The organism is Frigoribacterium faeni (assembly GCF_007988805.1).
Classification (GTDB): Bacteria; Actinomycetota; Actinomycetes; order Actinomycetales; family Microbacteriaceae; genus Frigoribacterium; species Frigoribacterium faeni.
Map to the genome: position 1 here is coordinate 18,990 of NZ_BJUV01000021.1, position 22,726 is coordinate 41,715.

General features: G+C 71.4%; 26 protein-coding genes. 18 read left to right on the plus strand and 8 right to left on the minus strand.

The annotated features are described in order from the left end of the window. Positions 1-311 precede the first annotated feature (311 nt). Together FFA01_RS10765 and upp are read right to left on the minus strand one after the other, a co-directional pair. On the minus strand, positions 312-1,079 hold the full coding sequence (locus FFA01_RS10765; RefSeq protein WP_146855953.1) for a winged helix-turn-helix domain-containing protein: 768 nt from the start codon (positions 1,077-1,079) through the stop codon (positions 312-314). Between the two features lie 508 nt (positions 1,080-1,587). Continuing rightward, positions 1,588-2,220, minus strand: a complete 633-nt coding sequence (upp, locus tag FFA01_RS10770) for a uracil phosphoribosyltransferase (protein WP_146855955.1) — start codon at positions 2,218-2,220, stop codon at positions 1,588-1,590. A gap of 91 nt (positions 2,221-2,311) precedes the next feature. Here upp and FFA01_RS10775 point away from each other — a divergent pair, with 91 nt between their 5' ends. Next, positions 2,312-2,743, plus strand: a complete 432-nt coding sequence (locus FFA01_RS10775) for a nucleoside deaminase (protein ID WP_146856026.1) — start codon at positions 2,312-2,314, stop codon at positions 2,741-2,743. A 40-nt stretch (positions 2,744-2,783) separates the two neighbouring features. On the opposite strand, the gene FFA01_RS10780 is transcribed toward FFA01_RS10775, so the two are convergent. After that, a complete protein-coding gene (locus tag FFA01_RS10780) occupies positions 2,784-3,746 on the minus strand; it encodes a cation diffusion facilitator family transporter (RefSeq protein WP_146855956.1) in 963 nt (320 codons plus the stop codon). Positions 3,747-3,792: 46 nt separating this feature from the next. Between FFA01_RS10780 and proC the strand changes: the two genes are divergently transcribed. Then, positions 3,793-4,644, plus strand: a complete 852-nt coding sequence (gene proC / locus FFA01_RS10785; protein ID WP_146855958.1) for a pyrroline-5-carboxylate reductase — start codon at positions 3,793-3,795, stop codon at positions 4,642-4,644. A 51-nt stretch (positions 4,645-4,695) separates the two neighbouring features. Here proC and FFA01_RS10790 read toward each other — a convergent pair whose 3' ends face one another. Further along, positions 4,696-5,367, minus strand: coding sequence for a potassium channel family protein (locus tag FFA01_RS10790; RefSeq protein ID WP_146855960.1), 672 nt, complete (start codon positions 5,365-5,367; stop codon positions 4,696-4,698). After that, positions 5,360-6,769, minus strand: a complete 1,410-nt coding sequence (locus FFA01_RS10795; protein WP_244289815.1) for a TrkH family potassium uptake protein — start codon at positions 6,767-6,769, stop codon at positions 5,360-5,362. The genes FFA01_RS10790 and FFA01_RS10795 overlap by 8 nt, the downstream gene beginning before the upstream one ends. A gap of 105 nt (positions 6,770-6,874) precedes the next feature. Between FFA01_RS10795 and FFA01_RS10800 the strand changes: the two genes are divergently transcribed. The 4 genes from FFA01_RS10800 (at position 6,875) to FFA01_RS10815 (ending at position 8,276) form a co-directional block, all read left to right on the plus strand. Next, the gene (locus tag FFA01_RS10800; RefSeq protein WP_146855964.1) at positions 6,875-7,396 is read left to right on the plus strand and encodes an ArsR/SmtB family transcription factor; all 522 of its coding nucleotides are present in this window, start codon (positions 6,875-6,877) and stop codon (positions 7,394-7,396) included. 107 nt (positions 7,397-7,503) lie between these two features. Beyond that, a complete protein-coding gene (locus FFA01_RS10805) occupies positions 7,504-7,698 on the plus strand; it encodes a helix-turn-helix domain-containing protein (RefSeq protein ID WP_146855966.1) in 195 nt (64 codons plus the stop codon). A 107-nt stretch (positions 7,699-7,805) separates the two neighbouring features. Continuing rightward, entirely contained in the window at positions 7,806-7,904 is a 99-nt protein-coding gene (locus FFA01_RS10810) for a 30S ribosomal protein bS22 (protein ID WP_003792170.1), read from the plus strand. A 99-nt stretch (positions 7,905-8,003) separates the two neighbouring features. Next, positions 8,004-8,276, plus strand: a complete 273-nt coding sequence (locus FFA01_RS10815) for a glutaredoxin family protein (protein WP_146855968.1) — start codon at positions 8,004-8,006, stop codon at positions 8,274-8,276. A 104-nt stretch (positions 8,277-8,380) separates the two neighbouring features. Here FFA01_RS10815 and aspS read toward each other — a convergent pair whose 3' ends face one another. Continuing rightward, positions 8,381-9,715, minus strand: a complete 1,335-nt coding sequence (gene aspS / locus FFA01_RS10820) for an aspartate--tRNA(Asn) ligase (RefSeq protein WP_146855970.1) — start codon at positions 9,713-9,715, stop codon at positions 8,381-8,383. A gap of 83 nt (positions 9,716-9,798) precedes the next feature. On the opposite strand from aspS, the gene FFA01_RS10825 reads away from it, so the two are divergent. Genes FFA01_RS10825 through ccsB form a run of 5 tightly spaced genes read left to right on the plus strand, consistent with a single transcriptional unit; the run spans position 9,799 to position 14,672 of the window. Beyond that, on the plus strand, positions 9,799-10,446 hold the full coding sequence (locus tag FFA01_RS10825) for a histidine phosphatase family protein (protein WP_146855972.1): 648 nt from the start codon (positions 9,799-9,801) through the stop codon (positions 10,444-10,446). Continuing rightward, positions 10,443-11,075 carry a TlpA family protein disulfide reductase gene (locus tag FFA01_RS10830; RefSeq protein WP_146855974.1) on the plus strand — a complete coding sequence of 211 codons (633 nt, stop codon included), beginning with the start codon at positions 10,443-10,445 and terminating at the stop codon, positions 11,073-11,075. Before FFA01_RS10825 ends, FFA01_RS10830 begins: the two co-directional genes overlap by 4 nt. Beyond that, the gene (locus FFA01_RS10835) at positions 11,076-11,879 is read left to right on the plus strand and encodes a cytochrome c biogenesis CcdA family protein (protein WP_146855976.1); all 804 of its coding nucleotides are present in this window, start codon (positions 11,076-11,078) and stop codon (positions 11,877-11,879) included. Next, the gene (resB, locus tag FFA01_RS10840; RefSeq protein ID WP_146855978.1) at positions 11,863-13,653 is read left to right on the plus strand and encodes a cytochrome c biogenesis protein ResB; all 1,791 of its coding nucleotides are present in this window, start codon (positions 11,863-11,865) and stop codon (positions 13,651-13,653) included. Before FFA01_RS10835 ends, resB begins: the two co-directional genes overlap by 17 nt. Further along, entirely contained in the window at positions 13,650-14,672 is a 1,023-nt protein-coding gene (ccsB, locus tag FFA01_RS10845) for a c-type cytochrome biogenesis protein CcsB (protein ID WP_371859207.1), read from the plus strand. The genes resB and ccsB overlap by 4 nt, the downstream gene beginning before the upstream one ends. Before the next feature lie 24 nt (positions 14,673-14,696). On the opposite strand, the gene FFA01_RS10850 is transcribed toward ccsB, so the two are convergent. Beyond that, positions 14,697-15,698: an o-succinylbenzoate synthase gene (locus FFA01_RS10850; protein ID WP_244289808.1), complete on the minus strand. Its 1,002-nt coding sequence runs from the start codon at positions 15,696-15,698 to the stop codon at positions 14,697-14,699. Positions 15,699-15,765: 67 nt separating this feature from the next. Here FFA01_RS10850 and FFA01_RS10855 point away from each other — a divergent pair, with 67 nt between their 5' ends. From FFA01_RS10855 to FFA01_RS10870, 4 genes are all read left to right on the plus strand, one after another. Next, positions 15,766-16,134 carry a hypothetical protein gene (locus FFA01_RS10855; RefSeq protein ID WP_146855981.1) on the plus strand — a complete coding sequence of 123 codons (369 nt, stop codon included), beginning with the start codon at positions 15,766-15,768 and terminating at the stop codon, positions 16,132-16,134. An 87-nt stretch (positions 16,135-16,221) separates the two neighbouring features. Next, the gene (locus FFA01_RS10860; protein ID WP_146855983.1) at positions 16,222-17,130 is read left to right on the plus strand and encodes a 1,4-dihydroxy-2-naphthoyl-CoA synthase; all 909 of its coding nucleotides are present in this window, start codon (positions 16,222-16,224) and stop codon (positions 17,128-17,130) included. A gap of 31 nt (positions 17,131-17,161) precedes the next feature. Next, positions 17,162-18,292 (plus strand): AMP-binding protein, encoded by a 1,131-nt coding sequence (locus tag FFA01_RS10865; protein ID WP_146855986.1) that lies wholly within the window; start codon positions 17,162-17,164, stop codon positions 18,290-18,292. Positions 18,293-18,365: 73 nt separating this feature from the next. After that, positions 18,366-19,310 (plus strand): 1,4-dihydroxy-2-naphthoate polyprenyltransferase, encoded by a 945-nt coding sequence (locus tag FFA01_RS10870; protein WP_307725050.1) that lies wholly within the window; start codon positions 18,366-18,368, stop codon positions 19,308-19,310. Positions 19,311-19,344: 34 nt separating this feature from the next. Here the strand turns inward: FFA01_RS10870 and FFA01_RS10875 are convergent, their stop codons facing one another. Next, positions 19,345-19,620 (minus strand): DUF4229 domain-containing protein, encoded by a 276-nt coding sequence (locus tag FFA01_RS10875; RefSeq protein ID WP_146855988.1) that lies wholly within the window; start codon positions 19,618-19,620, stop codon positions 19,345-19,347. Between the two features lie 109 nt (positions 19,621-19,729). Between FFA01_RS10875 and FFA01_RS10880 the strand changes: the two genes are divergently transcribed. Genes FFA01_RS10880 through FFA01_RS10890 form a run of 3 tightly spaced genes read left to right on the plus strand, consistent with a single transcriptional unit; the run spans position 19,730 to position 22,719 of the window. Beyond that, a complete protein-coding gene (locus FFA01_RS10880; protein ID WP_146855990.1) occupies positions 19,730-20,089 on the plus strand; it encodes a PLD nuclease N-terminal domain-containing protein in 360 nt (119 codons plus the stop codon). 55 nt (positions 20,090-20,144) lie between these two features. Further along, entirely contained in the window at positions 20,145-21,842 is a 1,698-nt protein-coding gene (gene menD / locus FFA01_RS10885) for a 2-succinyl-5-enolpyruvyl-6-hydroxy-3-cyclohexene-1-carboxylic-acid synthase (RefSeq protein ID WP_146855992.1), read from the plus strand. Positions 21,843-21,867: 25 nt separating this feature from the next. Next, on the plus strand, positions 21,868-22,719 hold the full coding sequence (locus tag FFA01_RS10890) for a PPK2 family polyphosphate kinase (RefSeq protein WP_146855994.1): 852 nt from the start codon (positions 21,868-21,870) through the stop codon (positions 22,717-22,719). The last annotated feature ends 7 nt before the right edge of the window (positions 22,720-22,726 follow it).

A 22,726-nucleotide genomic window follows, 5' to 3' on the forward strand; every position in this document is an offset into this window, starting at 1 on the left:
GCGTTCGTTTGCGACGAGTCTACGAAAGGGCCGCCCCCTCCGTCCGCCACTCGACGCCAGGCGAACGGGCCGTGAGCGATCGGACGATCAGGCACACGACAGAGGGCCGGTCGCCCGATGGCGACCGGCCCTCTTCCCTTTGCACCAAGAGTGTCCTGCAATCTCGTTCCACCTCGGCCGCCACAGCAAACGACCTCGGTGCGATCAAGCTATAACGAATCGGTAACGGTCGTCCAGACCCCAAGCTCGGGATCTGCTGGGAACTTCCGATCCGTGGGGTCGAGGGAGGGCGCGAGGCGCGCCGCGCGTCGTCAGAAGACGTCGGGCGACGGCGTGGAGGCGTGGCGGATCGACACGTCCGCGTGCCGGTCGAAGCGGTACCCCGCGCCGCGGACCGTGCGGACGATGTCCTCGAAGACGCCGAGCTTCGACCGCAGGCGGCGGACGTGCACGTCGATCGTGCGCTCGTTGGGGACCTCGTCCTCGCCGTCGGACCAGAGGCTCGAGATGAGCTCGGCGCGCTCGATCGTCCGACCCTCGCGGAGCACGAGGTACTGCAGCAGCTCGAACTCCTTGTAGGTCAGCGGGGCGACCTCGCCGTCGAGCAGGAGGCGCTTGCGCGAGATGTCGACGACGACGCCGCCGCGGGCCCCGGGCTCGTCGTCCTCCTCGACCTCGGTGCGGCGCGCGGCGAGAGCGGAGGGGTCCTGCAGGGCGAGGCGGACGACGTCGACGTCGCGGCCGCCGGAGCCGCTCGGAGCCAGGGCCACGGCGGCGTGGGTCTCGGCCGAGGGGGCGATCTGCGAGACGAGGGCCTTGATCTGCGACACGATGTGGCCGAGGTCGGTGCCGTCGGCCGCGGCCTTCAGCTCGTCGATGCCGACGTAGAGGACGAAACCGCGGGCCTCCGTGCCCTCCGGGACGGCCCGGGGCCGGGGCGCCGCCGGCGGCGCGACGGTGGCGGGTGAGGCGCTGACGGGCGTCCCCGGAGTCGTCGGTGCGGTCGGCGCCGCGCTCAGGTGGCGGATCGGCGACACGGTGCGGGCGGAGGTGACGGGACGGTCGAGGGTGAGGGACATGGGTACGCGGGATCCTTGCGTGGGGGTGAGCGGGTTCCCGGGTGACGGTGACGCCATCGGCCGTCGGGGAGACCCTGCTCGGTTCGTGTCGGTGCCCGCTGCCGTTCGGGCAGATCGCAGGCGGTCGATGCCGGAGCATCGGGTGGGATGCGCGTCGGAGTGGTGACGCGGATGCATCCGGGAGTCGGCGGCTCAGCAGCGGGGTGGGGCTGCGAGCTCAGCGTGCTGCGGGTGCAGCGGCGACTCGGCGAGGTGTGGCCGGATCAGGCACACATTCGACACAGGACAGCGCGCATCGGCATCATCATGCCGGTGCTCCCGAGGGCCTCAACGGAGGTCGGGATGAACACGCTGTCAGTCATGGGCTTGATTGTGTTACATCGCGTGTCGCGATGTCAAGCGTCGTTCGGGTTCGGGATCAGCGCCTCCCGCGACGACGAACCGCGCCTCCCGGTGGGGACGGCGCGGTTCGCGAGGCCCCGAGGAGGCGCGGGGTGACGGGATCGGGTCAGGCGAGGCCGTAGAGGCGGTCGCCCGCGTCGCCGAGCCCGGGCACGATGTAGCCCTGCTCGTTGAGCCGCTCGTCGACGGCCCCCAGCACGACGTGGACGTCGCGGCCCGCCATGGCCTTCTCGACGGCGGCCAGGCCCTCGGGGGCGGCGAGGATGCAGACGGCGGTCACGTCGACGGCCCCGCGGTCGAGCAGGTAGTCGATCGCGGCGATCAGCGAGCCGCCGGTCGCCAGCATCGGGTCGAGCACGAAGCACTGCCGGTTCGAGAGGTCGTCGGGCAGGCGCTCGGCGTAGGTCGTCGGCTCGAGGGTCTCCTCGTCGCGCACCATGCCCAGGAACCCGACCTCGGCGGTCGGCACGAGCTTGGTCATGCCCTCGAGCATGCCGAGGCCCGCCCGGAGGATGGGCACCACGAGGGGCCGCGGCTGGCTGATCGCCAGGCCGGTGGTCGGGCCGACCGGCGTCTCGATGTCGACCGGGGTGGTCCGCACGTCGCGGGTGGCCTCGTAGGCCAGCAGGGTGACGAGCTCCTCGGTGAGGGCCCGGAAGGTCGGCGACGGCGTGCTCTTGTCGCGGAGCACGGTCAGCTTGTGGGTGATCAGGGGATGGTCCGCTACGTGCACTCGCATAGGCTCAACGGTAGCGGAGTCGACCGGCCCGCACCGTCCGACGAGAGGCCGTCGCCGCGTGATCGCGCATCCACCCGAGCTCGACGACTGGATGGGCCTGGCGCTGGCCGAGGCCGACGCGTGCCGCGTCTCGGGCGACGTCCCCGTGGGGGCCGTCGCGGTGGACGCCGCCGGGCGGGTCGTCGGGCTCGGTCGCAACGAGCGCGAGCTCCGTCGGGACCCGACCGCGCACGCCGAGGTCCTGGCGCTCCGGGCCGCCGCCGAGACGCTCGGCGACTGGCACCTGACCGGGGTCACCCTCGTCGTGACCCTCGAGCCCTGCCCGATGTGCGCGGGTGCGATCCTCGCCGCCCGGGTCCCGCGGGTCGTCTTCGGCGCCTGGGACGCCAAGGCGGGCGCCGCCGGCAGCGTCTACGACATCGCCCGCGACCGTCGCCTGCCGCACCGCACCGAGGTCGTGGCCGGGGTCCGCGAGCCGGAGTGCCGGGCCCGGCTCGACGACTTCTTCGCCACCCGACGCTGAGACCGCCGATCCGGGCCGACCGTGCCGAGGAGGCGCGGTGTCAGTCCGCCGCGCGGATCACGATCGCGTCGGTGGGCGGCTCGACCGCGCCCGGCCTGACCCACACATCGGGCTCGACGTAGATCACGCGGGCGATCGGCACGGCCGCGCGGATGCGACCCTCGACGGCGTTGATGGCGCTGGCCACGTCCGAGAGCACCGTCCGACCCGGCATGGCGATCTTGACGCCGACCATCAGCTCGTCGGGCCCGAGGTAGAGGGTCTTCATGTGGATGATCGTCTCGACCTCGGGACCGGAGGTGATCGCCGAGCGGATCTTCGCGACGTCGTCGGCCGAGGCGCCCTCGCCGACCAGCAGGCTCTTCGTCTCGATGCCGAGGATCACGGCCACGGCGACGAGCAGGAGGCCGATCGCCAGGGTGCCGATCGCGTCGAAGACGCCGTCGCCGGTGATCCAGGTGAGCACGACGCCGATCATGGCGAACGAGAGGCCGAGCAGCGCGGCGGTGTCCTCGAGCAGGACGACGGGGAGCTCCGGGGCCTTGGCCCGCCGGACGAACGACGGCCAGCTCTGATTCCCCTTGCTCGGGCGCGACTCGCGGATCGCCGTCCGGAGCGAGAATCCCTCGAGCGCCAGCGAGATCGCCAGCACGAGCACGGGGAGCCACGGCACCTCGAGCGGGTGGGGTTCGCGCAGCTTCTCGACGCCCTCGTACAGCGAGAAGACGCCGCCGACGCTGAACAGGATGATGGACACGACGAACGCGTAGACGTACCGCTCGCGGCCGTAGCCGAACGGGTGCTCGGCGTCGGCGGCCTTCTTCGCCTTGCGGCCTCCGAGCAGGAGCAGAAGCTGGTTGCCCGAGTCGGCGAGGGAGTGCACGCCCTCGGCGAGCATCGAGGAGGATCCCGAGAACGCCCAGGCGATGAACTTCGTCACCGCGATGCCCAGGTTCGCGCCGAGTGCGGCGATGATCGCCTTGTTGCCGCCGGAAGTGCTCATGTCGTCGATCCCCTCGAGTGGTCCGCGTCGATCTTAGGATGGCCTGATGGCCATCACCCTTCCCAGCACAGCGATTCTCGGAGCCGGTTCGATGGGGGGCGCGATCCTCTCGGGTCTCCTGCGGCCCGACGTCGTCGTCGACGGCGGGATCCGAGTCACCAACCGCACCGAGTCGAAGGCCGTCGCGCTGCGGCACGGCGGCGTCACCTCGCTCGCGACCGAGATCGACCCGCGGGCGAACGCGTCGGCGGTGGCCGGGGCGAGACTCGTGCTGATCGGCGTCAAACCGCACATGGTCGTCGACCTGCTCCGCGAGATCGGCCCGGTGCTCGACGCCGACGCCGTCGTGGTCAGCCTCGCCGCCGGCGTCACGACCGCGACCATGGAGGCCGCCCTCCCCGACTCCGTCTCCGTGCTGCGGTCGATGCCGAACACGCCGTCGGTGGTCGGTCTCGGCGTCACCGGCCTCAGCGCCGGCTCGAGGTCGTCCGACGACGACCTCGCCCTGGCCAGGGCCCTCTTCGAGGTCGTCGGCGACGTCGTGGTCGTCGACGAGGGCCGCATCGACGCGCTCAGCACCATCTCGGGCTCCGGCCCGGCGTACGTCTTCTATCTGATCGAGAGGCTGCAGGAGGCGGCGGTCGGGTTGGGCTTCACGGCCTCGCAGGCGGCGACCATGGTGCAGGGCACCTTCCGCGGCGCGAGCGGTCTGCTCGCGGCGAGCGACCTGCTGCCGGCCGACGAGGCCCCCGCCGAGCTGCGCCGTCGGGTCACGAGCCCGGGCGGCACGACCGAGCGGGCCGTCGCCGTCCTCGCCGAGGGCGGACTGACCGAGCTCTTCGACCGGGCCACGGCCGCCGCTCTCGAACGCAACCGCGAGATCGCGGCCCAGGGCTGACCGGGCCGACCCGCGCCTCCTCGGCCCGGTGCGCCTCGGGGAGCGTGCGGATCAGCCCTCGAGGGCGGCGAAACGCTCGATGGCGGCGCTGTCGCCCGACACGATGATGAGGTCGTGGTTGCTGATCACGGTCTCGGGGGTCGCCTCGCTGAAGGCCCCGCCCGGGCTCTTCACCCCGACGATGGTCACCCCGTACTTCTTGCGGATGTTCGACGCCGCGAGCGACGCGCCTCGTACGGGACGCGGCGGGTACATCTTCACGATCGCGAAGGCGTCGTCGAACTCGATGTAGTCGAGCAGGCGGCCGGAGACGAGGTGCGCGACGCGCTCGCCGGCCTCGCGCTCGGGATAGATCACGTGGTTGGCGCCGATCCTGGCGAGGATCTTGCCGTGCGACTGGCTGATGGCCTTGGCCCAGATCTGCGGCACCTTGAGGTCGACCAGGTTCGCCGTGATCAGCACGCTCGCCTCGATCGACGAGCCGACGGCGACGACGGCGATGCTGAAGTCCTGCGCGCCGATCTGCTTGAGGGCGTCGATGCTGCGCGCGTCGGCCTGGACGGCGTGCGTGACCCGGTCGGCCCACTTCTGCACGAGGCCCTCGCTGGTGTCGACGGCGAGGACGTCGCGGTCCTGCCGCTCGAGCTGCCCCGCGGTGGCCGCGCCGAACCGGCCGAGGCCGATGACGAGCACCGGTGCGTCGTGCTTGATCCTGTCAACCAACGATCGGTCGCTCCTCGGGTCGAGTGAACAGCTGGCGTCGCTGGCTGGCGGCCAGGGCGACGGAGAGTGTCACTGTACCAACGCGGCCCATCCACATCGTGACCGCGAGGATGTACTTGCACGAGTCGGGCAGCTCGGCCGTCAGGCCGGTCGACAGGCCCGACGTCGCGAACGCCGAGATCACCTCGAAGAGCACGTGCTCGAGGGGCTCCTTCGTGATGTGCATGATCAGGATGCTCGCCACCGCCACGATGGTCGCCCCCCAGAGCACGACGCTGACCGACAGTCGCAGCACGTCGCTCGGGATCCGCCGGCCGAACGCCTCCATCGAGCGGTTGCCCCTGGCCTCGGCGAACGCGGCCAGGAACAGCACGGCCAGCGTCGTCACCTTGATGCCGCCGGCCGTCGAGGCCGAGCCGCCGCCGATGAACATCAGCATGTCCGTCACCAGCAGCGACGAGCCGTTCAGATCGCCGATGTCGATGGTCGAGAATCCCCCCGAGCGCGTCATCTGGCTGAGGAACAGCGACTGGAAGACCGTCGGGAACGCGGCGATGCCGCCGAAGGTGTCGGGGTTGTCGAACTCGAGCACGATGAACAGCAGGGCGCCGGCGAAGAGCAGCACGAAGCTCGTCACGAGCGTGAGCTTGACGTGCACCGACCAGCGACGGGGGTGCCAGGGGTTCCGGGCCAGGGCGTAGATGACGGGGAAGCCGATGCTCCCGAGGAACACCCCGATCATGATCAGCGTGAGGAACCAGTAGTCGTTCTCGAACGGGGCGAGCCCCTCGGCGTTGGGCGAGAACCCCGTGTTCGTGAACGCCATCGCCGAGTAGTAGAAGCTGTCGAGCACGGACTCGCCGAGGGGGATGCCGTCGATCACCAGTCGCGGCACCAGCAGCAGGGCGATCACGGTCTGGATGACGGCCGAGCTGAGCGCCACGGTGGCCAGCAGTCCGCCGACCTCGCCCAGACGGACGGCCTGCCCCTCGGGCACCGGCCCGGCGTGCACGCGCAACGGATTGCTGTCCGACGCGGCCATCAGCCGGGCGCGCAGACCGAGCTTGCGCGACACGACGAGGCCCATGATCGACGCGAGCGTCAGCACCCCGATGGCGCCGATCTGCACACCGACGAAGATGACCACGTGGCCGAAGACGGACCAGTGCGTGGCCATGTCGACGGTGGCCAGTCCCGTCACGCAGATGACCGACACGGCCGTGAACAGGGCGTCGACGAGCGGCGTCGAGCGCCCGTCGGCGGCGGCGACGGGCAGCGAGAAGATCGCCGTGAACAGCATGATCAGCCCGGTGAAGATCAGGATGGCGAACCGGGCGGGGGAGTGCCGGCCGATGTCGTCGACGTAGTCGGTCAACCGCCGGACGGGGCCTCGTCCGGGCACCCGCAGCGGACCCTGACGGATCGTCCGAGGGATGCGCCGGGAGGCGGTGGAGGCGCGCGTCACCTGTGCATGGTACTCCGGGGTGGTCATCGATACTGTGGCTGCATGCCTGACCTCTTCGCCGTGATCGCCGACGGAACGCGCCGGGATCTCCTCAAGGTGCTGCTCGACGCCCACGTCTCCGCCGACTCCTCGACGGGCGACGTCTCGGTCGGCGAGATGGTCACGACCCTGGGCATCAGTCAGCCGACCGTGTCGAAGCACCTCCGTGTGCTGCGGGACGCCGGACTCGTCCACGTGCGCGAAGACGGCCAGCACCGCTACTACGGCATCGACACGGCTCCGCTCGAGGCCATCGAGGACTGGCTCATCCCGTTCCTCGGAGCCGACGTCGACATCGAGGTCGGCGCCGGCGGCGCCTTCGCCGCCTGGGCGGGCGCGAGCATGCCCGCTCCCATCCGTCGCGCAGCCGAGAACATCCCCGACCCGGGAGACGTCGGGAGCTCCCTCGGGCGAGCCGTCGCGGACGCCCAGCACCGCGCCTCCTCGGCTCTGCACGACGCCACCAGTGCCCTCGACGAGCGCGTCATCGAGCCCGTCCGCAAGCGCCTCGGGCGCGGCGTCTGACCATTGCACCCCGGTCCCATGCGCCTCTAGAGTGACCAGCAGGCACACGGGCGACGCCCGCGTGCCGTCACGCCCCGGGTGGTCCGGGGCCGAGACGAGGGGGAGACATGGCGGACGACCTGTCGGACGTGAGGTTCCTCACGGTGGCCGAGGTGGCCGACATGATGCGGGTGTCGCGGATGACCGTGTACCGCATGGTCCACTCCGGAGAGCTGCCCGCCATCCGGTTCGGACGCTCCTTCCGCGTGCCGGAATCCGCCGTCTCGGCCGTGCTCCGCACCGGGGTCGCCGACGTCGGCTGACCCGACTTCGACTTTCTCGGGTCGTCCTAGTAGACTGCCCCGAGGTATTTTTCCGCGGTTCTGTTTCGGACCCGGTCGGTCCAATCCAGAAATCAGTGAGGTCCTCTATGGGTTCTGTCATCAAGAAGCGTCGTAAGCGCATGGCGAAGAAGAAGCACCGCAAGCTGCTTCGCAAGACTCGTCACCAGCGTCGCAACAAGAAGTAAGTCGCTCCACGTCGAAGCCCCCACCGCCCCTCGGGTCGGTGGGGGCTTCGTCGTGCCGGGAGCATCCTGCGCCGAGCGTCACGCGCTACCCTGGTCGGCGTGTCTGCACCTCGAATCACGCTCGTCACCAAGCCCGGCTGCCACCTCTGCGATCAGGCGCGGGCGGCGCTCGACGCCGTCCTGGCCGAACCGGAGTTCGACGGCGCCGTGCCGGCCTACGAGGAGAAGAACATCCTCGACGACGCCGCTCTGAACGACGAGTACGCCGAGGAGATCCCCGTCGTGATGATCGACGGACGGGTGCACACGATCTGGCGCGTCGAGCCCGAACGGCTGCGCACGGCCCTGCGACGGGCTACGAACGCCGTCTGATCGCGACCGTGAGGTCGTCCGGCCGATGAACACCTCGTCCCGTGCACCGCGCCACGACGAGTCGAGGTGCGCTGCACGGGACGAGGTGTCCGACCGGAGCCGCCCTACGGGGTGAGGCGGGTCGGGCCGCGGAACAGGTACGTGACCTCACGCAGGTTCGGCTGGTGCAGCATGAGCATGAGCACGCGCGCGAGTCCCATCCCGAAGCCGCCGTGCGACGGGGCGCCGTAGCGGAAGAAGTCGAGGTAGCCGCCGAGCTCCTCGGGCTTCATGCCCTTCTCGCGGATCTGGGCCTCGAGCACGTCGACGCGGTGTTCGCGCTGGGCGCCGGTCGTGATCTCGGTGCCGTTGTAGATGAGGTCGTAGCTCTTGGTGAGCTGCGGGTCGTCGTCGTGGCGCATGTGGTAGAAGGGCCGGATCGAAGCGTCGTAGTCGGTCAGGAACACGAACTCGTGGCCGAACTCTTCCGCGACGTAGGCCGCGATCTGCCGCTCGCCCTCGGGGTCCATGTCCGCGTCGGCCCGGGGGACGACGTATCCGCGCTCGGCCACGATGCGCTTGGCCTCGGCGAGGGGGATCCGCGGGAACGGCGTGGTGGGCACGGTCACGTCGACGTCGAAGAGCTCCTTGATCTCGGCGCCGTGCTTCTCGACCACGGCGGTGAACGCGGCGACGAGCAGCTCCTCCTGCATGGCCATGACGTCCTCGTGGCTGTCGACGTAGCTGATCTCGGCGTCGACGCTGGTGTACTCGGTCGCGTGACGCGAGGTGAACGAGGGGTCGGCCCGGAACACGGGGGCGATCTCGAAGATCTTGCCGAAGCCGGCGGCCTGGGCCATCTGCTTGAAGAACTGGGGGCTCTGGGCGAGGTACGCGCTGCCCTCGAAGTAGTCCACCTTGAAGAGCTCGGCGTTCGACTCGCTCGCCGACGCCATGATCTTGGGCGTGTGCACCTCGATGTAGTCGCGCTCGACCCAGTAGCTGCGCATGGCGTGCTCGAAGGTCGTCTGCACCCGGAAGATGAGGGCGTTGCGCGGCACGCGCAGGTCGAGGAACCGCCAGTCCATGCGCTTGTCGATCCCGCTGTCGGCCGCGATGGGAGTCTCGGGGTCGGCCGCGCCGTCGACGACGAGGGTCTCGATCCTGACCTCGATGCCGCCGAGCTTGACGCGCTCGTCGTGCTTCAGCTCACCCGTCACCGTGACGAAGCTGCCCTGCGAGAGCCCCGAGATCGCGTCGGCGATCTCGTCGACCTCGCCGTTCGCCGCCAGGACGTCGGCTGCGGTGCGCGGCCGGACGAGCTGCACGGCGCCGGACTCGTCGCGCAGCACGACGAACTGCACCTTCTTCTGGTCACGGACGGTATCGACCCATCCCGCCACCGTCACGGTGCCGTCGGGGAGGGGCGAGAGGTCCTTGATGAGGGTGCGTTCGATCACGAGGCTCGACATTACAGTGCGGCCCGATCTTTGCGGTTCCCGTGTGGGAGGTGTGTGCCGGGGCCCGACCTACACTGGAGGGCATGCCCGCGCAGCAGATCCACCTCGTCCGTCACGGCGAGGTGCACAACCCCGAGCACGTTCTCTACGGTCGACTCGAGGGCTTCGGGCTCAGCGAGCTCGGTCATCGCATGGCGGCGTCGTCCGCGGCCATGCTCCACGAACAGGGGGCTCCCGTGACCGCCGTGGTGGCGAGCCCGCTGCAGCGCACACGCGAGTCGGCGGCGCCGTGGGCGGAGACCTTCGGTCTCACCGTGGCCCTCGACGAGCGCTTGATCGAGCCGACCAACAAGTACGAGGGCCGTCGCTCCGACTTCACGATCGCGAAGCAGCTGGCCGTCCCGGCGGAGTGGCCCTGGATCGTCAACCCGCTCAAGCCGAGCTGGGGCGAGGCCTACGTGAGCATCGCGGCCCGCATGCTGTCGGCGATCGAGGACGCCTGGGCCTCCGTCGACTCCGGGGACGTCGTCCTCGTGAGCCACCAGCTGCCCATCTGGATGGTGCACCGCAGCGTGACCGGCGCGCGTCTGTTCCACGATCCCCGCCGCCGACGGTGCTCCCTCTCGAGCGTCACGAGCCTCGAGCGCCGCGGCGACCGCTTCGTCGAGGTCGGCTATCAGGATCCCGCGCAAGACTTGCTCGATTCCGCCGTCGACCTGGGAGCCGTGTGACCACCCGTAAGTCCCCCCACGCCCGTCGTCCGTCGCTCGTGCTGCGTGCCCTCGCCGGGGCCGCCGTCGTCGGGCTCGCGCTCACCGGCTGCGTCACGCAGAACGACGACCTCGCCGCCAACTTCGGCGACGGCACGACCGAGAACTACATCTCCGGCAGCGGCACCGTCACCGAGATCGCACCCGACGACCGGGGCGACCCGGTCGACTTCACGAGCGAGACCGACACCGGCGACACCCTCTCCCGCTCCGACTACGACGGCGACGTCGTCGTCCTCAACTTCTGGTACGCGGGCTGCCCGCCGTGCCGCGCCGAGGCCCCCGACCTCGAGCAGATCAGCCAGGACTACGCCGACCAGGGCGTGCAGTTCGTCGGCGTCAACGTGCGCGACCAGGCCGGGACCTCGCTGGCCTTCGCCCGCACCTTCGGCGTGAGCTACCCCTCGGTCGTCGACACCAACGACGGCGCCGTGCAGCTCGCCCTCGCGGGCACGATCGCCCCGAACTCGGTGCCGACCACGATCGTGCTCGATCAGCAGGGGCGGATCGCCGCGCGCATCCTCGGCGGTCTCGACGGCCCGAGCATCCTCGACACCCTCGTCTCCGACACCCTGGCCGAGAAGGCCTAGGTGTACCAAGGCAACCCGTTCTTCGAGGCGGTGGTGGGCGGGCAGCTCGTCGTCGCGCTCCCCGTGGCGTTGCTCGCGGGGCTCATCTCGTTCCTGTCGCCCTGCGTGCTGCCGCTCGTCCCCGGCTACCTCGGCTACGTCGGCGGGCTGACCGGACGGTCGGCACCCGTCGCCCACGGATCCGCCGCACCGACGCCCGACGCCGTGGCGACGGCGGCCCGGCGCGATCGCCGACGGGTCGTGATCGGCGTGCTGCTGTTCATCGGCGGGTTCACGGTCGTCTTCGTCGGCGCGAACCTCGCATTCGCCGCCGCCGGCTTCTGGCTGATCCAGTGGCGCGACCTGATCGTCCGCCTGATGGGCGTGATCGTCATCGTGCTCGGACTCGTCTTCGTGGGCCAGTTCAGCTTCCTGCAGCGCACTCTCAAGCCTTCGGTGACACCGGCCACCGGACTCGCGGGCGCGCCTCTGCTCGGCATCGTGTTCGGCATCGGCTGGACGCCGTGCATCGGCCCCACCCTGGCCGCGATCACGGCCATGTCGCTCGATTCGGCGTCGCTGACGCAGAGCGTGCTGCTCGGCCTGTTCTACTGCGTCGGTCTCGGCGTCCCGTTCCTGCTCGTCGCGCTCGGCTTCGGCTGGGCGTCCCGATCGATCTCGTTCGTCAAGCGGCACATGCGTGTCGTCAACATCGTCGGAGGTTCCATCCTGATCGTCATCGGCCTCCTCATGGTGACGGGCCTCTGGTCCGATCTGATGTCCCGTCTCGGGGCGGTGATCGCGGGCTATGGCACGATCGTCTGACCGCGACCCGACGACCTCGGCCGACGAGACCGACGTCTCGGCCGACCCGCTCCGGCCGAGCGACCACATCGACTCGGTCCCCGTCGAGGGCGACCGCGCCGGCGTCACGCAGCCCCGCCTGGGCCCCGTCGGCTATCTGCGGTTCTTCTGGCGGCAGCTCACCAGCATGAAGACCGCGCTCTTCCTGCTGATGCTCCTCGCCGTCGCCGCGATCCCCGGGTCGCTCGTGCCGCAGCGGACCTCCGACCCCAACGGCGTGGTGCAGTTCCGCACCGACAACCCCGACCTGTTCCCGATCCTCGACAAGCTCGGCGTCTTCGAGACGTACTCGTCGCCGTGGTTCTCCGCCGTCTACCTCCTGCTCTTCATCTCGCTCATCGGCTGCATCATCCCGCGGACGAAGCACCACTTCGAGGCGCTCCGCGCGCGGCCGCCCCGGACCCCCGCGCGGCTGTCCCGTCTGGCCGGCTACCGCACGATCACGATCGACCAGACCGCAGGAGGCACGGGCGGGCCCTCGATCACCGCCTCCGCCGCCGTCGAGTCGGCGCGTGCGCAGCTCAAGCGCGCCGGCTACCGCACCGAGGTCTTCGGCGACTCGGTCAGCGCCGAGCGCGGCTACCTGCGCGAGACCGGCAACCTGATCTTCCACGCGGCGCTGGTCGGGGTGCTGCTGACCGTCGGGATCGGCGGGGGCTTCGGCTACACGGGGCAGCGGGTCGTCGTCGAGGGGCAGACGTTCACGAACGTGCTGGGCTCGTACGACTCCTTCAACCCCGGGCGCTGGTTCGACGACTCGCAGCTGTCGCCGTACAGCATCACGCTCGACGAGTTCACGACCGAGTACGAGGAGAAGAACCAGCAGGCGCTCGGTCAGGCCCTCGACTACACGGCCGACGTCACCACGCGCACGCAGGGCGGCGACGAGTCGACGGCCCAGATCAAGGTGAACAGCCCGCTGGCGATCGGCGACTCGAACGTCTACCTGCTCGGGAACGGCTACGCGGTCGACGTGACGGTGCGCGACGCGAACGGAGACGTCGCCTTCCGCGACACCGTGCCGTTCCTGCCGCAGAACGCCAACCTGACGTCGCAGGGCGTCATCAAGGTGCCCGACGCGGTGCCCGAGCAGCTCGGCATGATCGGCTTCTTCTATCCCTCGGCGGTCGACACGGCGTCCGGCATGCTCGACTCGAGCTACCCCGACACGCTGAACCCGGTGCTCAGCCTGAACGTCTACACGGGCGATCTCGGCCTCGACGACGGCGTGCCGCGCTCGGTCTACGCCCTCGACACGGTGGGCCTGACCGAGATCGCCGGAGCCGATGCCGAGACGAGCGCCATCCGCGTGTCGCCCGGCGAGACGGCCGACCTCCCCGACGGGCTCGGCACGGTCTCGTTCGACGACGTCAAGCGGTTCGCGTCGCTCGACGTGCACCACGACCCGTCGCAGCTCTGGGTGCTGCTGTTCGCCGGCCTCAGCTTCGCGGGGCTCCTGACGGCGCTCTTCGTCCCGAGGCGGCGCGTCTGGGTGAAGGCCCGCGACACCGGCTCGGGCATCGTCCTCGAGTACGCCGGTCTCGCCCGCGGAGAGGACCCGACCCTCGAGCGGGCCGTGGGCGACATCACGCGCACCCATCTGACCGGTCTGGGAGTCCCGGCCGACGCGGCTCGGGCGGCCGCGTCCCGCGACACCGACGCCGGGTCATCCGGTTCGACGTCGAGAGATGACGATCCCCGGTCGGCGTCCGACGCACGTAAGCTCTCCTCGTGACCGCCGATCTCGCCTACTACTCGCTCGTCGCCGTGTACTCGGCGATGGCCATCTACACGATCTCGTTCGTGACCTTCGCCCTCGATCTGGCGAAGCGGTCCGGCGACGCGCAGCTCGCGGCCTCCGAGAGCGAGCGGGCGCCCGCGCCGAGCGCCAGCGTGTCGGCGACCGGCGACGGCGGCTCGCGCACCATCCTGCTCGATCGGCCCGCGACCGGCGCCCCGGGCGGCGGCTCGTCCGCCGGTTCCGCGACGGACGGCGGAGCGCGGCGGCCCTCGACGTTCGAGCGCGTCGCCACCGCGATGATGGTCCTGGGGCTGGCGGTGCACGTCGCCTCCGTCGTCATGCGCGGCGTCGCGGCCGAGCGCGTGCCGTGGGCCAACATGTTCGAGTTCTCGTTGACGGGCACCGCGATCATCGTGGGCGTCTACCTGGTCGTGAAACTGTTCGTCGACGTGTCGTTCCTGGGCGCGTACGTGATGGGGCTCAATCTCATCCTGCTCGCGATCGGCACCGTCAACTACTACGTGGCCGTCGTGCCGCTCCAGCCCGCCCTGCAGTCGGCCTGGCTGGTCATCCACGTGCTCGTCGCCATCATCGGCACGGGCTTCTTCGCCATCGCGGCCGGCCTGTCGATCGTGCAGCTGATCCAGGCCCGACGCGAGCAGGCGAAGCTCGCCGGCCTCTCGTTCATGCAGACCCTTCCGGGCTCCGCTCGCCTCGAGGATCTCGCCTATCGCGTCGCCCTCGTCGGCTTCGTCCTCTGGACCTTCACGCTGATCGCGGGCGCGGTCTGGGCCGAGCGCGCCTGGGGACGCTACTGGGGCTGGGACACCAAAGAGGTCTGGACCTTCATCATCTGGGTGCTCTACGCCGGGTACATCCACGCCCGGGCCACCCGCGGCTGGCGCGGTTCGCGGTCGTCGTGGCTGTCGATCATCGGGTTCGCCGCGGTCATGTTCAACTTCTCGGTCGTCAACGTGTTCTTCAAGGGCCTGCACGCGTACTCGGGTCTCTGATCCCGGCCGGTCGCACGCCGGCCGTCAGGCGGCGAGCACCCGATACGAGGAGCGGACCCGGTCGAACCACCAGTCGCGGCGCTCGTCGGACGCCGCGTGGCGGCGGAGCAGATCGACGTCGACGGCGACGCGTCGCACGTCGATCGCGCCGTCCACGGGCAGCAGCGGTTCACGCGTGACGTCGGCCGCCAGGAGAGCCGCCGTCCCGAGGCCGCAGTCGTGCCGCAGGTCGGGGACCGCCGCGGCGAGATGAGCGCCCATGCTGAGGCCCACCGAGGTGTCGAGGGCGCTCGAGACGACGACGGGCAGGCCCGCGGCCGCCACGATCCCCAGGGCCGCCGTCACCCCGCCGAGCGGCTGGGCCTTGATCACGAGAAGGTCCGCCGCGCCCGCGCGGGCGACGGCGAGCGGGTCGGACGCCTTGCGGACGCTCTCGTCCGCGGCGATGGGGACGCCGAGCCCGGCCGTGCGGCGTCTCAGCTCGGCGAGCTCCTCGACGGACGCGCAGGGCTGCTCCGCGTACTCCAGGCCGTACGGGGCCAGGGCGATCAGCGCCTCCTCGGCCTCCTCGACGGTCCACGCGGTGTTCGCGTCGATGCGGACGCGGCCCTCCGCGCCGACGTGCGCCCGGGCCGCCGCCACGCGCGCGACGTCGTCGGCCAGGGTCTGGCCCCGATCGGCGACCTTGACCTTCACCGTGCGGCACCCGGGGTAGCGCGCGAGCACACCGGCGACGGCGTCCGGGCCGACCGCCGGGAGCGTCGCGTTCACGGCCACCCGGGAGGCGCGGATCGCGTGATCGGGACCCCATCCGAAGTCGATCGTGGCCGCCAGCCAGGCGGCCGCCTCGTCGGCGCCGTACTCGACGAAGGGGCTGAACTCGGTCCAGCCGCGAGGCCCTTCGACGACGAGCGCCTCACGGACGTCGATCCCGCGGAACCGGGTCCTCAGCGGCAGGCGGACGACATGGGCGTCGCGCAGCAGCTCGTCGACGGAGGGCAGCGGGACGGGGCTCGGGTTCGGCACGCGGCCAGTCTCGCACCGCGCGTGCCGGACCCCGCGCAGCCCGTCCGGTTCGGTAGGGTCGGGCTCCATGGCCGAATCCGAGAACGAACCGACCGAGCAGTCCGACGGTCTGCGGATCTTCGACGACCAGAGCCACGACGCCGCCGCCGCACCGGCGACGAGTCGACGCCTGGGCGTCGTGGTCCTCGTGCTCTCGCTCGTGCTGCTCGCGCTCGACGGGATCGCCGTCGCCCTGCTGGCCGCCGACCAGGTCACCCCCGCGGCGTCGATCGCGCTCGTCACCATGCTGGCGTCGATCGTCGTCGGGGTCCTCGCGCTGGTCGCCGTCGCGCTCCGCCGGGGGCGCGGATACGCGGTCGCGGCCGTGCTGCTGAGCGTGCTGTCCAATCCGTTCGTGCTCGTCTACCTGCTGGGCCGGCTGCTGCCCTCGTTCTGATCCGGGCGGCCGGGCGACCGGGCGACCGTGCCCCGTCCGCCGGCGCCGCGCCTCCCTCGTCCGGCGGTCGGTCGTAGGCTGGAGCGCATGAGCGACGCCGTCTCCGACCTGTTCGACCCGACCGAGTGGCGAGAGGTCGACGGGTTCGGCGGTCTCACCGACATCACGTACCACCACAGCATCGACGGGCGGATCGCCCGGGTGGCGTTCGACCGCCCCGAGGTGCGCAACGCGTTCCGTCCCCACACCGTCGACGAGCTCTACCGCGCGCTCGACCACGCGCGGATGGACAGCCGCATCGGCGTCGTGCTCGTCACCGGAAACGGTCCGAGCGCGAAGGACGGCGGCTGGGCCTTCTGCAGCGGCGGAGATCAGCGCATCCGCGGTCGCGACGGCTACAAGGCCGAGGGCGACCAGGCGAACGTCGCCGATCCCGCGTCGGCCGGGCGGCTGCACATCCTCGAGGTCCAGCGCCTGATCCGGTTCATGCCGAAGGTGGTCGTCGCGGTGGTCCCCGGCTGGGCCGCGGGCGGCGGTCACTCGCTGCACGTCGTCTGCGATCTGACGATCGCCAGCCGCGAGCACGGTCGCTTCAAGCAGACCGACGCCGACGTCGGCTCGTTCGACGCCGGATACGGCAGCGCCTACTTCGCCAAGCAGATCGGCCAGAAGTTCGCGCGCGAGGTGTTCTTCCTCGCCGAGGAGTACAGCGCCGACCGCGCCTACGAGATGGGCGCGGTGAACCGCGTCGTGGCGCACGCCGACCTCGAGCGCGAGGCCCTCTCCATGGCCCGGACGATCCTCACCAAGTCGCCGACGGCGATCCGCATGCTCAAGTTCGCCTTCAACGCCACCGACGACGGCATCGTGGGTCAGCAGGTGTTCGCCGGCGAGGCGACCCGCCTGGCGTACGGCACCGACGAGGCCGTCGAGGGGCGCGACTCGTTCCTCGAGAAGCGCGAACCCGACTGGTCGCCGTTCCCCTGGCAGTACTGATGACGCGATCGGCGCCGAGGAGGCACGGCGCATGACCCGCCCCCTGCTCGCCGTCGACGCGCGAGACCCCGCCGCCGTGCTCGCCGCCCTCCGCGTCGCCCTGGCGGGTGGTCCCGCCGTCGCGCCGCGCATCGACGGTCACGTGCCGGAGGACCTCCCGTCGACCGTCCCGCAGAGCGTCGCCCTGGTCATCGAGACCAGCGGCTCGACCGGCCGCCCCAAGCGCGTCGCCCTCTCGGCCGACGCGGTCCTCGCGGGAGCGGCGGCCGCCGACCAGTCGCTGGCCGGGCCCGGACAGTGGCTGCTCGCGCTGCCGACGCACTACATCGCCGGAGTCAACGTCCTCGTCCGCTCGATCGCGAGCGGCACGGAGCCCGTGATGCTCGCCTCCGGGCACATCGACCCCGTCGACTTCGTGGGCGCCGTCGCCCGGCTCGAGCACCCGATCCGGTACACCTCGTTCGTACCGGCCCAGCTGGCCGCCCTGCTCGACGCCGCCGAGGCCGAGCCGGCCGTCGCCGCCGCGCTCGCCCGGTTCTCGGCCGTCCTGGTCGGCGGACAGGCGACACCGGCCCCGCTGATCGCGCGCGCCAGAGCGGTCGGGGTCGCGATCGTCCGGACCTACGGCTCGAGCGAGACGAGCGGAGGCTGCGTGTACGACGGCGTCCCGGTGGGTCGGACCCGCGTCGAGATCGTCGACGGTCAGATCGAACTGAGCGGGCCATCCCTCGCGGACGGCTATCTCGACGATCCGGCTCGGACGGAGGCGGCGTTCTCGACCCGGGGCGGCGTGCGCTGGTACCGGACCGGCGACACCGGGGCGATCGACGTCGACGGAGCCGTGTCGGTGACCGGTCGGCTCGACGACGTCATCGTGTCGGGAGGGGAGAAGGTCTCGCTGGGTCTGGTCGAACGGCTCGTGCGAGAACGGCCGGGTCTCGAGACGGCCGTCGTCGTCCGGGCGAGTCACCCCCGGTGGGGAGAGGTGCCCGTCGTGGTGACGACGGGGCGGGAGCCCGATCTGGCCGAGCTCCGCGCGGCCATCGGCGCTCGGGCCGGACGCGCGGCGGCACCCGATCGGGTGGTGGTCGTCGCCGAGTCGCCGACCCTGCCGAGCGGGAAGCCCGATCGGCGGGCGCTCGAGCGACTCGTCGCTCCCTGACGGCCGGGCGTCGAGGGCTCCGCGGCGGCCGTCGTCGCGGGGCGGCCCGGTCGGACGAACTAGAATCGTCGCCGTGGCGAAGACGAAGGCAACCAAGGCCCGGCGCGGTGGACGTCCCGGCGGGCGACCCGGGCGACAGCCCGTGCGGCGCGCGACCGCGCGCGACTGGATCGGGGGAGCGCGTCTGCGCACCCTGCCTCTCGGGATCGCTCCGGTGGCCCTCGGCACCGGCGTCGCCGAGGCCAACGGCCGCAGCGACCTCCTCCTCGCCGTCCTCTGCCTCGTCGTCGCGGTGTTCCTCCAGATCGGCGTCAACTACTCCAACGACTACTCCGACGGCATCCGCGGGACCGACGCGTTCCGGGTCGGACCGTCGCGGCTGACCGGGTCGGGCAGCGTCCGTCCGCGCACGGTCCTGCGGGTCGCGCTGGCGGCCTTCGCCGTGGCCGCCGTCGCCGGCGTGGTCGTCGTCGTGCTCTCGGGCCACTGGTGGCTCCTCGCGGTCGGTGCGGCCGCCGTCGTCGCCGCGTGGTTCTACACCGGCGGCAAGCGCCCCTACGGCTACAACGCCCTCGGCGAGGTCTTCGTCTTCGTGTTCTTCGGACTCGTCGCCACCGTCGGCACCACGTTCGTGCAGCTGGGCCGCTTCCCGGCCGACGCGTGGGTCGCGGGTGTGGCCGCGGGGCTGTTCGCCTGCGCCGTCCTGATGGTCAACAACATCCGCGACATCACGCAGGACGCGGCCGCGGGCAAGCGCACGCTGGCCGTGGTGGTCGGCGATCCGGTGGCGCGAGCGCTGTACGCGCTCTTCCTGCTGCTGCCGTTCCTGATCCTGGCGTACTTCGGGTTCCTGTACTTCGACGCGCCGTACGTCTACTTCACCCTCATCACGGCCGTGCCCGCCGCGATCATCGGCGTCACGGGGCGCACCCCGAGAGAGCTGATCCTCGCCCTGCAGCTGTCGTCGCTGACCGCGCTGCTCTGGGCGCTGGCGCTCTCGGCGGTGCTGTACTTCTAGCCCTCCGGGTCCGGGCGCCCTGACCCGAGGTGTTCTAGCTCGACGCCGAGCGCTCGTCGTCGGCGCGCGTGATCTCGTCGTCCTCGGCGACGTCGTCGCCGTGCCGCGGGTCGGCGGTCGCCCGACGCTCGGCGAGGTCGAGGGCCACGCGTCGGCGCAGGGGCGCGAAGAAGATGTACGAGACGCACAGGCCGACGACGGCCGCGACGATCGTCGCGAGGTACGGGTCGATGCGCAGCACGAGGAGGACCGCCAGGGCCACCGCGAAGATGCCGAGACGGACGAACGTGTACTTGACCCAGGGTTTCACCCGGCGAGTCTACGCGCGTGATCCCGTGCTCCCACCGGGTGCGGCACGGCGGCGCCTCGGCACGGCCCACCATCAGGAACCGCACCGGGGCGCGGCCTATAGTCGAGGAATGGTGAGGTTGTTCGTCGTCGGCATCGTGATCGCCGCTGCCTTCATCATCTACGCCCTGATCGACTGCCTGTTCGCCGAGAACTCCCGTTTCCGGGCGCTCAACAAGCCTCTCTGGGCCATCATCATCATCGTGCTGCCGGTCATCGGTGCCGTCCTCTGGTTCGTCCTGGGCAGGGCACGCAAGACGGGTCAGCGCGACCAGCGCCGCTTCGTCGCACCCGACGACGACCCCGAGTTCTCGGGTCGTTCCGCGTCGACCATCAGCGACCTCGACCGGGAGACGACCGACGAACGCATCCGACGCCTCGAGCAAGAACTCTCCGACCTCGACGAAGACGACAAGACCGGTCCCGCCTAGCGGCGAGGCGACGGCCTCGCCGTCCGGCTCGGGCAGCGCGGCCACGGACTACGCGGTGGCCCTCCTCGCGGCCCTGATCGACGCCGGAGTCCGCGACCTGGTGCTGAGTCCCGGTTCGCGGTCGCAGGCCCTGGCCCTGGCCGCAGCGCGATTCGAGGCCGACGGCCGCGTCCGGCTCCGGGTGCGGATCGACGAGCGGTCGGCGGGGTTCCTCGCGCTCGGCCTCGCCGTCGAGACGCGATCTCCCGTCGCACTCATCACGACCTCCGGCACCGCCGTCGCCAACCTGCATCCGGCGGTGCTCGAGGCCTACCACTCGGGCGTCCCCCTCGTGCTCCTCACGGCCGACCGCCCCACCGAGCTGCGCGGCATCGGCTCGAACCAGACGACCCATCAGCCCGGCCTCTTCGGTCGGGCGGTGTCCACCGTCCACGACGTCGAGGCGCCTCTCGAGGGCCCGGTCGACGTCGAGGCCGTGACGACCCTCGCCCGAGACACGGTCGCGGCCGCTCTGGGGCACCCGTCGGCCGGGGGCGGGTCCGATCCCGCCGAGCTGCCCGCGCCGGGTCCCGTCCAGATCAACGTCGCCTTCCGAGAGCCCCTGTCGGCACCCGTCACGGCACTGCCCGAGGCCCGACCCGACGAGGTGCCCCGCGCCTCCCCGTCGTCCCGGGTGCGGCTGCCCGTCGACGCCGAACCGGCGACGCTGGTCGTCGCCGGGCACGCGGCGACCGACGAGGCCGAACGGGTGGCCCGCGCCCTGGGCGCACCTCTCGTCGCCGAGGTCTCGAGCGGCGCCCACTTCGGACCCCAGCTGGCTCTCGGCTACCGCGAGCTCCTCGGCGACGCCGCGTTCGGCGGCGCCGTCCGACGGGTCGTCGTCTTCGGGCACCCGACCCTGACCCGGCAGGTCCCGGCTCTCCTCCGCCGCGACGACGTCGAGGTCGTGGTCGTGCGGGGCGCCGCTCCCGAGGCCTACGACCCGAGCCGGTCCGCGCTGGTCGTCGACGCCGTCGACGTCGTCGCCGACGGCGCCGCGTCGGCCGACGACCGGGCGCACCGCGCCTGGGTCGGTCGATGGGTCCAGGCGGGCCGGGGCGTCGTGGGCGACCACGAGGCCGCGCCCGATCTCGAGGCCGCGACGTCCGAGGAGCCCGCCGAACGGGCGGCGTTCCTCCGGGGCGAGGTGGCGCTGCTGCGTCGCGAGGTGTCCCGACGCGCCCTCGCCGAGGCGATCTGGCGGGTGACCTGGCCCCACGACCGCCTCGTGCTCGGCGCGTCGCGCCTCATCCGCGAGGTCGACGAGGTCGTGCCCGGCAAGCGCATCCCCGTGCACGCCAACCGCGGCCTCGCCGGGATCGACGGCACGGTCGCGACGGCCACCGGCATCGCCCTCGCCAGTCAGCTCGACGACTCCCGGCCCGGGGTGACCCGCGTGCTGCTCGGCGACCTCACGCTGCTGCACGACGTCGGCTCCCTGCTGTTCGGCGACGGCGAGGTCCGCCCGCGTCTGCAGGTCGTGGTGGGCAACGACGGCGGCGGGACCATCTTCGACGGCCTCGAGGTGGCCGGCTCGGCCCCGGCGGACGCGATGCGCCGGGTGCAGTTCACTCCCCAGAGCGTCGACCTCTCGTCTCTGGCCGCGGCCTACGGCTGGCGGTACTCCCGAGCAGGGACCCGTGCCGAGCTCGACCGCGACCTCGCCCGCCGATGGGACGCCCCCGTGCTGATCGAGGTGCCCTTGGTCCGCTGACCGTCGTCCGCCGTAGGCTCGGACCATGGCCACGACCTGGACGACCCCGCCCTCCGAGCTGCTGCGAGCAGACTCCGACGTCGACCTGGCGGCGATCGACCCGTCGTCGTCGCCCGGGTTCGCGGGCGACAAGCAGGACGCGGCGCGGGCGCTCGAGGCGGGGCGGGAGACCCTCGGCGACCTGCAGGAGCGATTCTTCGCCGGCAGCCGTCACGGCGGCGACACGGGATCGGTGCTCCTCGTGCTGCAGGGCATGGACACGGCGGGCAAGGGAGGCATCGTCCGACACGTGGTCGGCGCGGTGGATCCGCAGGGGGTCGCGCATCACGCCTTCAAGGCGCCCACCGAGGAGGAGCTCGCGCACGACTTCCTCTGGCGCGTCCGACGCGAGCTCCCCGGGCCCGGCACGATCGGGGTCTTCGACCGCTCGCATTACGAGGACGTCCTGATCGGCAAGGTGCGCCGACTCGCCTCCCCGGACGAGATCGAGCGCCGCTACGGCGCGATCGTCGACTTCGAGCGGGAGCTCGTCGACCAGGGGACCACCGTCGTCAAGGTGATGCTGCACCTCTCGTCCGACGAGCAGAGGTCCCGGCTGCGCGATCGGCTCGACCGACCCGAGAAGCACTGGAAGTACAACCCCGGCGACCTCGACGAGCGTCTCCTCTGGAACGACTACCAGGAGGCGTACCAGACCGCGATCCGACGCACGTCGACGGACGAGGCGCCGTGGTACGTCGTCCCCGCCGACCGCAAGTGGTACGCGAGGGTGGCCGTCCAGCGCCTCCTGATCGACGCCCTCGCCGCCCGTCGGCCCGTCTGGCCGGCGGCCGAGTACGACGTCGAGCTCGAGAGGATCCGGCTCGCCTCGACCTGATCCCCGT

Excerpts from the sequence above, each read along its gene's own strand:
- resB (WP_146855978.1), top strand. The coding sequence starts at position 11,863 with ATGGCACGATCGTCTGACCGCGACCCGACGACCTCGGCCGACGAGACC.
- FFA01_RS10890 (WP_146855994.1), top strand. The coding sequence starts at position 21,868 with ATGGCCACGACCTGGACGACCCCGCCCTCCGAGCTGCTGCGAGCAGAC.
- FFA01_RS10805 (WP_146855966.1), top strand. The coding sequence starts at position 7,504 with ATGGCGGACGACCTGTCGGACGTGAGGTTCCTCACGGTGGCCGAGGTG.
- FFA01_RS10780 (WP_146855956.1), bottom strand. The coding sequence starts at position 3,746 with ATGAGCACTTCCGGCGGCAACAAGGCGATCATCGCCGCACTCGGCGCG.
- upp (WP_146855955.1), bottom strand. The coding sequence starts at position 2,220 with ATGCGAGTGCACGTAGCGGACCATCCCCTGATCACCCACAAGCTGACC.
- FFA01_RS10860 (WP_146855983.1), top strand. The coding sequence starts at position 16,222 with ATGAGCGACGCCGTCTCCGACCTGTTCGACCCGACCGAGTGGCGAGAG.
- FFA01_RS10865 (WP_146855986.1), top strand. The coding sequence starts at position 17,162 with ATGACCCGCCCCCTGCTCGCCGTCGACGCGCGAGACCCCGCCGCCGTG.
- FFA01_RS10765 (WP_146855953.1), bottom strand. The coding sequence starts at position 1,079 with ATGTCCCTCACCCTCGACCGTCCCGTCACCTCCGCCCGCACCGTGTCG.
- proC (WP_146855958.1), top strand. The coding sequence starts at position 3,793 with ATGGCCATCACCCTTCCCAGCACAGCGATTCTCGGAGCCGGTTCGATG.
- FFA01_RS10880 (WP_146855990.1), top strand. The coding sequence starts at position 19,730 with ATGGTGAGGTTGTTCGTCGTCGGCATCGTGATCGCCGCTGCCTTCATC.
- FFA01_RS10825 (WP_146855972.1), top strand. The coding sequence starts at position 9,799 with ATGCCCGCGCAGCAGATCCACCTCGTCCGTCACGGCGAGGTGCACAAC.
- FFA01_RS10855 (WP_146855981.1), top strand. The coding sequence starts at position 15,766 with ATGGCCGAATCCGAGAACGAACCGACCGAGCAGTCCGACGGTCTGCGG.
- FFA01_RS10775 (WP_146856026.1), top strand. The coding sequence starts at position 2,312 with ATGGGCCTGGCGCTGGCCGAGGCCGACGCGTGCCGCGTCTCGGGCGAC.
- FFA01_RS10810 (WP_003792170.1), top strand. The coding sequence starts at position 7,806 with ATGGGTTCTGTCATCAAGAAGCGTCGTAAGCGCATGGCGAAGAAGAAG.
- FFA01_RS10800 (WP_146855964.1), top strand. The coding sequence starts at position 6,875 with ATGCCTGACCTCTTCGCCGTGATCGCCGACGGAACGCGCCGGGATCTC.